This is a genomic window from Curtobacterium sp. B8 (genome assembly GCF_000333315.1).
GTDB lineage: Bacteria > Actinomycetota > Actinomycetes > Actinomycetales > Microbacteriaceae > Curtobacterium > Curtobacterium luteum.
In genome coordinates, this window is record NZ_BACW01000353.1 from 1 (window position 1) to 9,299 (window position 9,299).

The 9,299-nt window shown below is 71.9% G+C and carries 10 protein-coding genes and 2 pseudogenes; 4 read left to right on the forward strand and 8 right to left on the reverse strand.

All coding sequences use genetic code 11. The annotated features are described in order from the left end of the window. Positions 1 to 894, reverse strand: a pseudogene (locus I59_RS19595) (cell division protein FtsK); the annotation flags it as partial. Between the two features lie 32 nt (positions 895 to 926). Between I59_RS19595 and I59_RS22055 the strand changes: the two are divergent. Beyond that, positions 927 to 1,391: a hypothetical protein gene (locus I59_RS22055; RefSeq protein ID WP_148286149.1), complete on the forward strand. Its 465-nt coding sequence runs from the start codon at positions 927 to 929 to the stop codon at positions 1,389 to 1,391. Between the two features lie 147 nt (positions 1,392 to 1,538). On the opposite strand, the gene I59_RS09100 is transcribed toward I59_RS22055, so the two are convergent. From I59_RS09100 to I59_RS09115, 4 genes are all read right to left on the reverse strand, one after another. Then, the gene (locus I59_RS09100; protein ID WP_022903604.1) at positions 1,539 to 3,215 is read right to left on the reverse strand and encodes a ribonuclease J; all 1,677 of its coding nucleotides are present in this window, start codon (positions 3,213 to 3,215) and stop codon (positions 1,539 to 1,541) included. Positions 3,216 to 3,263: 48 nt separating this feature from the next. After that, on the reverse strand, positions 3,264 to 4,241 hold the full coding sequence (gene dapA, locus I59_RS09105; RefSeq protein ID WP_022903605.1) for a 4-hydroxy-tetrahydrodipicolinate synthase: 978 nt from the start codon (positions 4,239 to 4,241) through the stop codon (positions 3,264 to 3,266). Positions 4,242 to 4,457: 216 nt separating this feature from the next. Next, entirely contained in the window at positions 4,458 to 4,997 is a 540-nt protein-coding gene (locus I59_RS09110; RefSeq protein WP_307120456.1) for a dihydrofolate reductase, read from the reverse strand. An 11-nt stretch (positions 4,998 to 5,008) separates the two neighbouring features. Then, a complete protein-coding gene (locus I59_RS09115; RefSeq protein ID WP_022903607.1) occupies positions 5,009 to 5,836 on the reverse strand; it encodes a thymidylate synthase in 828 nt (275 codons plus the stop codon). Positions 5,837 to 5,924: 88 nt separating this feature from the next. On the opposite strand from I59_RS09115, the pseudogene I59_RS19600 reads away from it, so the two are divergent. After that, positions 5,925 to 6,554 (forward strand): annotated as a pseudogene (locus tag I59_RS19600) (NAD-dependent epimerase/dehydratase family protein); the annotation flags it as partial. 140 nt (positions 6,555 to 6,694) lie between these two features. Continuing rightward, on the forward strand, positions 6,695 to 6,844 hold the full coding sequence (locus I59_RS23745; RefSeq protein ID WP_022903609.1) for a DUF1731 domain-containing protein: 150 nt from the start codon (positions 6,695 to 6,697) through the stop codon (positions 6,842 to 6,844). A gap of 58 nt (positions 6,845 to 6,902) precedes the next feature. On the opposite strand, the gene I59_RS09125 is transcribed toward I59_RS23745, so the two are convergent. Together I59_RS09125 and I59_RS09130 are read right to left on the reverse strand one after the other, a co-directional pair. Next, positions 6,903 to 7,313: a tetratricopeptide repeat protein gene (locus tag I59_RS09125; RefSeq protein ID WP_042726604.1), complete on the reverse strand. Its 411-nt coding sequence runs from the start codon at positions 7,311 to 7,313 to the stop codon at positions 6,903 to 6,905. Positions 7,314 to 7,364: 51 nt separating this feature from the next. Then, complete coding sequence (locus I59_RS09130; protein WP_031273473.1) at positions 7,365 to 8,111, reverse strand: 4-hydroxy-tetrahydrodipicolinate reductase; 747 nt, start codon at positions 8,109 to 8,111, stop codon at positions 7,365 to 7,367. A gap of 23 nt (positions 8,112 to 8,134) precedes the next feature. On the opposite strand from I59_RS09130, the gene I59_RS09135 reads away from it, so the two are divergent. After that, a complete protein-coding gene (locus tag I59_RS09135; RefSeq protein WP_022903612.1) occupies positions 8,135 to 8,626 on the forward strand; it encodes a GNAT family N-acetyltransferase in 492 nt (163 codons plus the stop codon). Positions 8,627 to 8,689: 63 nt separating this feature from the next. Here I59_RS09135 and I59_RS09140 read toward each other — a convergent pair whose 3' ends face one another. After that, a complete protein-coding gene (locus I59_RS09140) occupies positions 8,690 to 9,292 on the reverse strand; it encodes a histidine phosphatase family protein (RefSeq protein WP_031273474.1) in 603 nt (200 codons plus the stop codon). Between the last annotated feature and the right edge of the window lie 7 nt (positions 9,293 to 9,299).

Consider the following 9,299-nt stretch of genomic DNA (forward strand, 5'->3'; position numbering starts at 1 on the left):
TTCGCGTGACCTTGACTCGGTGAGCACGCCGGTGATCGCCGCGACGATGTCGTCGTTCGCCTGGCTGCGAGCCACCGACGGGGTCCCCGCGCTCAGCGTGGTCGCCGCCGGCAGACGGTACGGCTTGTCCGGGTCCTCGTCGTCCGCCGCGGCGGACAGGCCGTCGGCCGCGTCGGCCGGGTCGTCGACGGGGTCCTCGGCCGGGAGGCTCGGGGAGACCACCGGGGACACGCCGGCATCCGGGCGGGTCGCCTCGCCCACCGTCGGCTCGGCCACGCGCGCGGGTGCGGCGGGCACCTCGGCGCCGAAGTCGCGCAGGGCCTGCTCGGCGTGCTCGAGCTCCTGCTCGATCGAGTCGTTGAGGTTCACCGATCCGGGCTCGGCCGGCGTGTGGTCGACGAGTCCGGCGGCGGCTCCGGCGTTCGGGGAGGCCGACGGCGGCACGGGCGGGGCGGCCTGCGTCGCTGCGGCGGGCAGCACGGGGCTGTCGAAGGCCGGTTCTTCCTCGCGGCCGGACTTGTTGCGGCGCCACCACGGCACGGTCTCGACCGACTCGTCGCCGGGTGCTCCGTCCTCGCCGAAGCCGAGGTCGTCGAAGAGCTGGAACTCCTGCGAGTCCTTCTTGCCCTTGCCGCGGGGCTTCCGCGGCGTCGACTCCGGCGCGGTGTCGACCGCGTCGTCCGCAGGGGCGGGCGCGGGGGCGCCGAAGAGGTAGGCGTAGAGCTCGTGCAGGCGGCGGCCGGTCTTGTTCGGCGGCGTCTTCGTGATGATGAAGAGCGAGAGCACCAGCAGCACGACTGCGACCGGGACGGCGACCCACGCGGTCGCGATCGTGACGAGCCACCCGATGACGACCCAGCCGAGCACACCTCCGGCGGCGGCGAGGGCCGGCATGCCGTCGACGCGCTCGGGGTGCCGCCGAAGACGTGGCACAGCGACGAGATCGAGACGAGCAGGATCCCGAGGCCGATCCCGATGCGGGTGTTGTCGTGCACCGACGCCGGGTGCCGGAACAGCCATCCGGCGAACACGACCATGATCACCGGCAGCGCGAAGGCGAGACGGCCGAAGAGTCCACCGAACGTGTACGCGTCGAGGTTCACCGACACCGCGCTCGTCGGGTTGAGCCACTCGACCACGGCACCGGCGATGGCGAGCAGGACGAGCAGGAACGGGAAGCCGTCGCGCCGCTGGTCCTTCTCGAGGGACTCCTTGCCGAGCACGCGGAAGAGGGCGCCGACGCCGTGGGCCATCGCGAGCCACGCCGTCACGAGCGGGTTCTGCTCACGGAAGACCGGGGGCTGGCTGGCCGGTGGCAGCTTCTTCGTCGTGGCCTGGGTGCGCGACGTCCCGCGCGTCGTGCTCGTGCGCGACGACGAGGACGCGCGTGAGCGCGTGGTCGACTTGGTGCCTCCGGCCATGGGCAGAACCCTAATCCCCGCCCAGGACAAAGCGAGGGAGGCCCGCCGCAGCGTCCGTGACGGACGTGTGACGGGCCTCCAGGCCGGACCGCGCGCGAGCGCGACCGGCGGACGCGACTACGCCTCGATGACCACCGGGACGATCATCGGGCGACGACGGTGCTTCGAGTTCACCCAGCGCCCGACCGTGCGCCGGACCACCTGGGTGAAGGCGTGCTGGTCACGCGTGCCGTTCGCGGCGGCCTCGGCCAGCGCCTTGGCGATCTGCGGACGGACGTCGTCGAACACCGACTCGTCCTCCGCGAACCCGCGCGACTGGATCTCCGGGCCGACGACGCACTGGCCCGTGGTGAAGTCCACGGCGCAGAAGATGGAGATGAAGCCCTCCTCCGCGAGGACACGGCGGTCCTTCAGGTCGGCGTCGGTGATCTCGCCGACGGTCGACCCGTCGACGTAGACGTACCCGATGTCGAGCTGGCCCGCGACGCGCACCTCGCCGTCCTTGAGGTCGACGACGATGCCGTCCTGCCCGAGGATGACGTTCCGCGGCGGGACACCGGTCTGGATCGCGAGGTCGGCGCTCGCGTAGAGGTGGCGGTGCTCGCCGTGCACGGGCAGGACGTTCTTCGGCCGGAGGATGTTGTAGCAGTACAGCAGCTCGCCGGCGCTCGCGTGCCCGGAGACGTGCACCTTCGCGTTGCCCTTGTGCACGACCTTCGCGCCGAGCTTGGTCAGCCCGTCGATCACGCGGTAGACGGCGTTCTCGTTGCCCGGGATGAGCGAGGACGCGAGGATGACGGTGTCGCCCTCGCCGATCTCGATCTGGTGCTCGAGGTTCGCCATGCGTGCCAGGACGGCCATCGGCTCGCCCTGCGAGCCGGTCGACATGTAGACGATCTGGTCGTCCGGGACGTTCTTCGCCTTCTTCGTGTCGATGAGCACGTCGTCCGGCACGCGGAGGTAGCCGAGCTCGGCGGCGATCGTCATGTTGCGGATCATCGACCGGCCCATGAACGCGACCTTGCGGTTCGCGGCGGCCGCGGCGTCGAGGACCTGCTGCACACGGTGGACGTGCGACGAGAAGCTCGCCACGACGACCTTCTTGCGGGCGCGCGCGATGATGTTCTCGAGGACCGGCCCGATGTCGCGCTCCGGGGCGGTGAAGCCCGGCACGTCGGCGTTGGTGGAGTCCGGCAGGAACAGGTCGACGCCCTGCTCGCCGAGCCGCGCGAAGGCGCGGAGGTCGGTGATGCGGTCGTCGAGCGGGAGCTGGTCCATCTTGAAGTCACCCGTGTGCAGGACCCGACCGGCGGGGGTCGTGATCGCGACGGCGAGGGCGTCCGGGATGGAGTGGTTCACGGCGACGAACTCGAGGTGGAACGGGCCGAGCTGCTCGGTCTGGTCTTCCTGGACGACGAGCGTGTACGGCTTGATCCGGTGTTCCTTGAGCTTCGCCTCGACGAGCGCGAGGGTCAGCGTGGAGCCGATCAGCGGGATGTCGCCCTTGAGCTTGAGCAGGTACGGGACGGCGCCGATGTGGTCCTCGTGGCCGTGCGTGAGCACGACGCCGAGGACGTCGTCGAGGCGGTCCCGGATGGGCGCGAAGTCCGGCAGGATCAGGTCGACGCCGGGCTGGTGCTCCTCGGGGAACAGCACGCCGGCGTCCACGACGAGGAGCTTGCCCTCGTACTCGTAGACGGTCATGTTGCGACCGATCTCGCCGAGCCCACCGACGGGGACGACGCGGAGGGTGCCGGCTTCGAGCGGCTGTGGTGTGGAGATCTGGGTGGGCATTCGGTCCTGACTGTCGTGCGACGCGCTACCGCTGCGCCGCGGTCTTTCCTAACGTGTGGTGCCTGGCACCTTCGGCAGTGCGCCGCCGGCCGCTGCGTTGCGGTCGGGGCGGAAGTTCGAGAAGTCGGCGCCCGGGATGTCCCGGACCGCCTCGAGGGAGGTCTCGATGGCGTACGCCTCGGTGTCCTCGGGGCCGACGAGCGGCAGCCGGACGCGCGGGCTGCCGATGCGGCCGAGTCCGTGCAGCACGTACTTCGCCGCGACGGTCCCGGGGACGTGGGTCATGATCGCACGGACCAGCGGCTCGACGCGCTTGTGCTCGGCGGTCGCGGTCGCGAGGTCGCCGCGGTTCACGGCGTCGACGATCGTGCGGTACGGCGTCGACGTGATGTTCGCCGTCACGCCGATGAGCCCCGTGGCCCCGATCGACAGGTGCGGGAGCACGTTCGTGTCGTCGCCCGAGAAGTACATGAGGTCGGTGTTGTTGAGCACCCGGGAGACCTCGGCGAAGTCGCCCTTGGCGTCTTTCACGGCGAGGATGTTCGGGTGGTGCGAGGCCCGCACGATGGTCTCGTACGTGATCGGGATCCCGGTGCGGCCGGGGATGTCGTAGAGGATGACCGGCAGGTCGGTGGCGTCCGCGATCATCCGGAAGTGGGTGAGCACGCCCGCCTGCGTCGGCTTGTTGTAGTACGGCGTGACGATCATCACGCCGTCCGCGCCGGCCTTCTCGCTCTGCTTGTAGAGGTGGATCGCGTGCGCGGTCTCGTTCGAGCCGCCGCCCGTGATGATCTTCGCGCGACCGGCGGCGACGGACTTGCCGACCTCGACCAGGCGGAGCTTCTCCGGGTCGGTGAGCGTGGACGTCTCACCCGTGGTGCCCGTGACGACGATGCCGTCTGCGCCGGCGGTGATGCAGTCGTCGATGTGCTGCTCGACGCCCGGCCAGTCGACCTCGCCGTCGGCGGTGAACGGGGTCACGAGGGCGACGAGGACCTGACCGAAGGGATTCTCACGCGTGGACACGGAGACCAGCGTACCGGGGTCGGGCGACGGCGCCGCAGTCCGCCCGGACGGTGGGCCGCTCGCGCGCACACGGCGTTGTTCGCGTTCGCACAACCAAGGTCAGTGCGCACCACGCGTTTCCGCGGTGTGCGCGGACTTTGGTTGTGCGGAAACGGAACGCACCGGCACCCGTGGGCGGCGGCGGCGGCGGGCGCGCGGCGCGCGGCGCGCGGCGCGCTACGGGCGCGCGCGCTCGGCGCGGCGCCACTCCAGGAAGCGGAAGCGCGTGCCGTCGACGCGGGACTCCTGCCACGGACCCTCGTCGACGAGGCTCCACCCCGCGCCGAGCTCCGGCGCGACCGTGTCCCCCGGGACCTCGACGTCGACGATCGTCTCGGAGACCCGGTCGGCGAAGGGCAGCGCGTCGGCGTACACCGCTCCCCCACCCATCACCCAGACCGGCCCGTCCGTGTCGAGCGCCGTCGCGAGGTCGTGCACCACCTCGGCGCCGACTGCGGCCTCCGAGGAGCTCCACGCCGCGTCCCGGGTGAGCACGACGTTCCGCCGCCCGGGCAGCGGCCGGAAGCGCGTCGGGAGGGACTCCCACGTGCGACGACCCATCACCACGGTGGCGTCGCCGGTGACGGTCCGGAAGTGGGCGAGGTCCTCCGGGACGTGCCACGGGATGCCGCCGTCGGCCCCGATCACCCCGGAGACCGACCGTGCCCAGACCATGCCGACCCCGCGGACGGGTTCCGTCCAGCCGTCGGGCAGCACGCCCTCGACCATCAGACGGCGACCGGGGCCGCGATGGACGGGTGGTGGTGGTACCCGACGACCTCGATGTCCTCGTACACGTAGTCGTCGATGGAGTCGCGCGGCGCGAGCGTCAGCGTCGGCATCGGGTACGGCGTGCGGGTCAGTTGCTCGCGGACCTGCTCGACGTGGTTGTCGTACACGTGGCAGTCGCCGCCGGTCCACACGAAGTCGCCGACCTCGAGCCCGGTCTGCGCCGCGATCATGTGGGTGAGGAGCGCGTACGAGGCGATGTTGAACGGCACGCCGAGGAACATGTCCGCGCTCCGCTGGTAGAGCTGGCACGAGAGCTTGCCGTCGTTGACCCAGAACTGGAAGAACGCGTGGCACGGGGCGAGCGCCATGTCGGGCACGTCCGCGACGTTCCACGCGGAGACGATGAGGCGACGGGAGTCCGGATCGTTGCGGATCTGCTCGATGACCTGGGCGATCTGGTCGACGTGCTCGCCGGAGGGCGTCGGCCACGAGCGCCACTGCACGCCGTACACCGGTCCGAGGTCGCCGTCCTCGCCCGCCCACTCGTTCCAGATCCGGACACCGTGCTCCTGCAGCCAACGGGCGTTGCCGTCGCCGCGCAGGAACCACAGCAGCTCGTACGCCACCGACTTGAAGTGCACGCGCTTCGTCGAGACGAGCGGGAAGCCCTCCGACAGGTCGTACCGCAGCTGGGCGCCGAAGATGCTCCGCGTGCCGGTGCCGGTGCGGTCGCCCTTCGGCGCGCCTTCCTCGACCACACGACGCAGCAGGTCTTCGTACGGAGTCGGGACGGTGGGATCGGGCTGCACGGTCTCGTCGGTCACGCCACGAGCCTAAACGGGACCACCCACAACGGCGACCTCACAGCCGGGCGCGGCCCCGACCTCCAGGCTCCTGAGTAGCGTTGTCCCCATGGCCGACACGACCCCCCAACCGCTCTCGATCGTCGTCGCCGGCGCGTCCGGCTTCATCGGCACCCCGCTCGTCCGGGCGCTCCGCGAGGCCGGGCACCACGTCTCCACGCTCGTGCGGCGCGACCCCCGCTCCCCCACCGAGTTCCGCTGGGCACCGGGTTCGCGACCCCTCGACCCCGCGGTCATCGACGGCGCGGACGTCGTGGTGAACCTCGCCGGCGCGAGCATCGGCAAGCTGCCCTGGACCGCTGCGTACAAGCAGGAGATCCTGCGGTCGCGCGTGTCCGCCACCGAGACGCTCGTCGAGGCGATGCGGCACACGACGAACCCGCCGGCGCTCTTCCTGTCCGGCTCGGCGTCCGGCGTCTACGGCGACCGCCCCTCCGACGTCCTGCAGGACGATGCCGCTCCCGGCACGGGCTTCCTCGCCGAGGTGTGCGTCGCGTGGGAGGCGGCCGCGAACGCCGCCCCGGACGGCGTCCGCGTCGTCACGCTGCGCACCGGCATCGTCGTCGGGCAGGGCGGTGGCGCGCTCGCACCACTCGCCCCGCTCACGAAGGCGGGTCTCGGCGGTCGGCTCGGCACCGGCGGCCAGTTCTGGCCGTGGATCGCCCTGGACGACGAGGTCGGCGCGATCGTGCACCTCGCCACCAGCCCGAAGGCCGCCGGGGTGTCGGGTCCGGTGAACCTGCGGGACCGGAGCCGGCGTGTTCCGACCGCATCCCCCACCGCGTCGCCGAGGACCTGCACCGCCCCTACCTGTTCCGGATGCCCGAGTTCGCACTGCGCCTCGTCCTCCGGGATGCCGCCGACGAGATGCTGCTGTCGAGCCAGCAGATGGTGCCGACCAAGCTCCTGGAGTCGGGCTACACGTTCCGGTACGCGCGTGCCGAGGACGCCGTCGACGCCGCGTTCTGAACGCGACCAGCAGACGGCCTGGAGGCCCGGGGCGGCCCCGCCACGTCCCTCCAGGCCGTCAGCCGCGCGCCCTGGTGAGCGCTTCGCGCATCGCGGCCCGCGCCCGCTTGCGGTCACCGGCGGCGTCGTAGACGACGCCGAGGCGGTACCAGCCGCGCCAGTCAGCGGGGTCCTGCTCCACCGCCTCCTTGTACCGGGGGAAGAGGTCGTCGGCCGCGTCACGCGCCGGACGTCCCGACGGTCGCACGTCGACCACGTCGTCGGGTGCGCCGCCCTCCCGTTCGAGCCGTGCGCCGAGCCGGGTGATCCGGAAGCCGAAGCGGAGTTCGAGGACGAGCAGGACCGCGCCGATCGCCGCGACCACGAAGAGCGCCACGCCGATGCCGATGCCGATCGGGATGCCCGTGGCGATGAACGCGACCGCCCGCTGCCCGACGAGCACGATGTAGAGCACCAGCAGCACCGCCATGAGCGCGGCGCCCCAGAACGGTGACCGGGCGGACTTCAGCACGGTCGTCCCTCAGCCGATGCCGAGGACGCTGCCGAGCCCGACGGTCAGCCCGCGCATCGAGCCGACCGCGGTCAGGGCCGCTCGGATCCCCGCCACGTAGGCGACGTCGTCGTTCGTGTCGTGCCGGATCGTCAGGGTCTCGCCGGGACCGCTGAGCAGGACGTCCTGCACGGCCTTCACGCCGGGCAGCCGCAGCGAGTGGATCGGGATGCTCGCGACCTGCTGCCCGCGGGCGCGCTGGTCGACGTGCGGAGCGTCGACCGGACCGACCTCGCGGCGGGCGTCGGCGATGAGCTCCGCGGTGCGGACGGCGGTGCCCGAGGGCGAGTCGACCTTGCCCGCGTGGTGCGTCTCGACGATCTCCACCGAGGGGAACCACGGCGCGGCGATCGTCGCGAGGTGGGTGCCGAGCACGGACCCGATCGAGAAGTTCGGGACGACGAGCACGCCCTGGTCGGGTCGGGCCTCGAGGCCGGCGCGGAGCTTCGCGAGCCGGTCCTGCGACCAGCCGGAGGTCCCCACGAGGACGTTCGCCCCTGCGACGAGCGCGTTCTCGACGATCGCCGGGCTCAGCGCCGGGACCGTGACGTCCACGACGAGCGCCGCGTCGCCGAACACCGACGGCGGGGCCTCGTGCGCGCCGTCCTTCGACGAGAGCCGTGCGACGAGCTCGAAGTCCGGGAGTTCCTCGACCACCGAGGCCACGAGGGCCCCGAGCCGACCGGTGGCGCCGACGACGGCGACGGGAGTGACCATGACCACCATCCTAGGATCGGGGCATGCCGCTCGACGTCAGGACCGTGCCCGCCGACGCACCGGAGGTCGACGCCCTGCTCGACGCGTACCTCGACGAGCGCGAGCGCACCTTCCCGCGCGCCCAGGGCACCTACGCGCGGAAGCGCACGCCGGCCGCCGAGTTCACGGTGCCGGACGGGGTGTTCGTCGTGGCGTACGACGACGGCGTCCCGGTGGGGTGCGGCGGGCTCCGCCGCATCGCGGACGGCCGGACCGAGGACGGCGGGGTCGACGTCCGCTTCGAGGTGAAGCACGTGTACGTCACCCCCGAGGGCCGGGGCCGCGGGGTCGCGACGGCGGTCATGGACGAGCTCGAGGCGGCTGGCGGAGCGCTCGGCGCGACCGCGGTCGTGCTCGACACGAACGACTCGCTCGTGGCGGCGGGCGCGATGTACCGCAGCCGGGGCTACGCGCGCGTCGCACCGTTCAACGAGAACCCCAACGCGACCGCCTGGTACCGCAAGCCGTTCCGTTGAGGCGATCCGGGCCTCCAGGCCGGCCCACGTCCGACGGACGCAACTTGCGGGACCGCGCCGGGCTCAGACGGGCTGGTCGACCGGGAGGCCGGTGCGCAGCTCGACCGGGAGGTGCGCGAGGTCGTTCAGGGTGACGACCTCGGCCGGCTTCGCCGAGCGGATGCGGATGATCGTGAGGGCCGTGTGGGCGACGTTCGTGCCCATCCAGCGCCACTCGGGTGCTTGGAAGGCCTCGCGGACGAACCAGCCGATGACGGCGTTGTGCGTGATGAGGAGGTCGTGCCGGTCCTCGCGCGCGGGCGTGAACCACTCGGCGACCGCGTCGCCCATCTGGGCCTGCCCGGCGATGATCTCCTCTTCCGTGATGCCGCCGTACCAGCCCTGGTACGCGTGCGGCATGTCGGGCGTGGGTCCGGACGGGATGCAGTCGAAGAGCAGCGTCGACGGCTCCGGCTGGATCGAGGGCAGCCGCTGGGCGATGAACGCCGCGGTCTCGCTCGGCGCCTCGAGCGGCGAGTGGTGCACGGCGTCGAACGGCACGCCACCGAGACGGTCCGCGATCAGCGTTGCCTGGCGCTTGCCGCGCTCCGACAGCTTGCCGTCGCGGAGACCGTGCTCCGCGTCCTGGTGCTCGCCGTGCCGGACGAGGTAGAGGTAGTGCGACATGTCGATG

Bases quoted from the DNA above. Each gene is read 5' to 3' on its own strand.
- I59_RS09130 (WP_031273473.1), bottom strand. From the start codon at position 8,111: ATGGTCACTCCCGTCGCCGTCGTCGGCGCCACCGGTCGGCTCGGGGCC.
- I59_RS09135 (WP_022903612.1), top strand. From the start codon at position 8,135: ATGCCGCTCGACGTCAGGACCGTGCCCGCCGACGCACCGGAGGTCGAC.
- I59_RS23745 (WP_022903609.1), top strand. From the start codon at position 6,695: ATGCCCGAGTTCGCACTGCGCCTCGTCCTCCGGGATGCCGCCGACGAG.
- I59_RS09100 (WP_022903604.1), bottom strand. From the start codon at position 3,215: ATGCCCACCCAGATCTCCACACCACAGCCGCTCGAAGCCGGCACCCTC.
- I59_RS09140 (WP_031273474.1), bottom strand. From the start codon at position 9,292: ATGTCGCACTACCTCTACCTCGTCCGGCACGGCGAGCACCAGGACGCG.
- I59_RS09125 (WP_042726604.1), bottom strand. From the start codon at position 7,313: ATGGCGGTGCTGCTGGTGCTCTACATCGTGCTCGTCGGGCAGCGGGCG.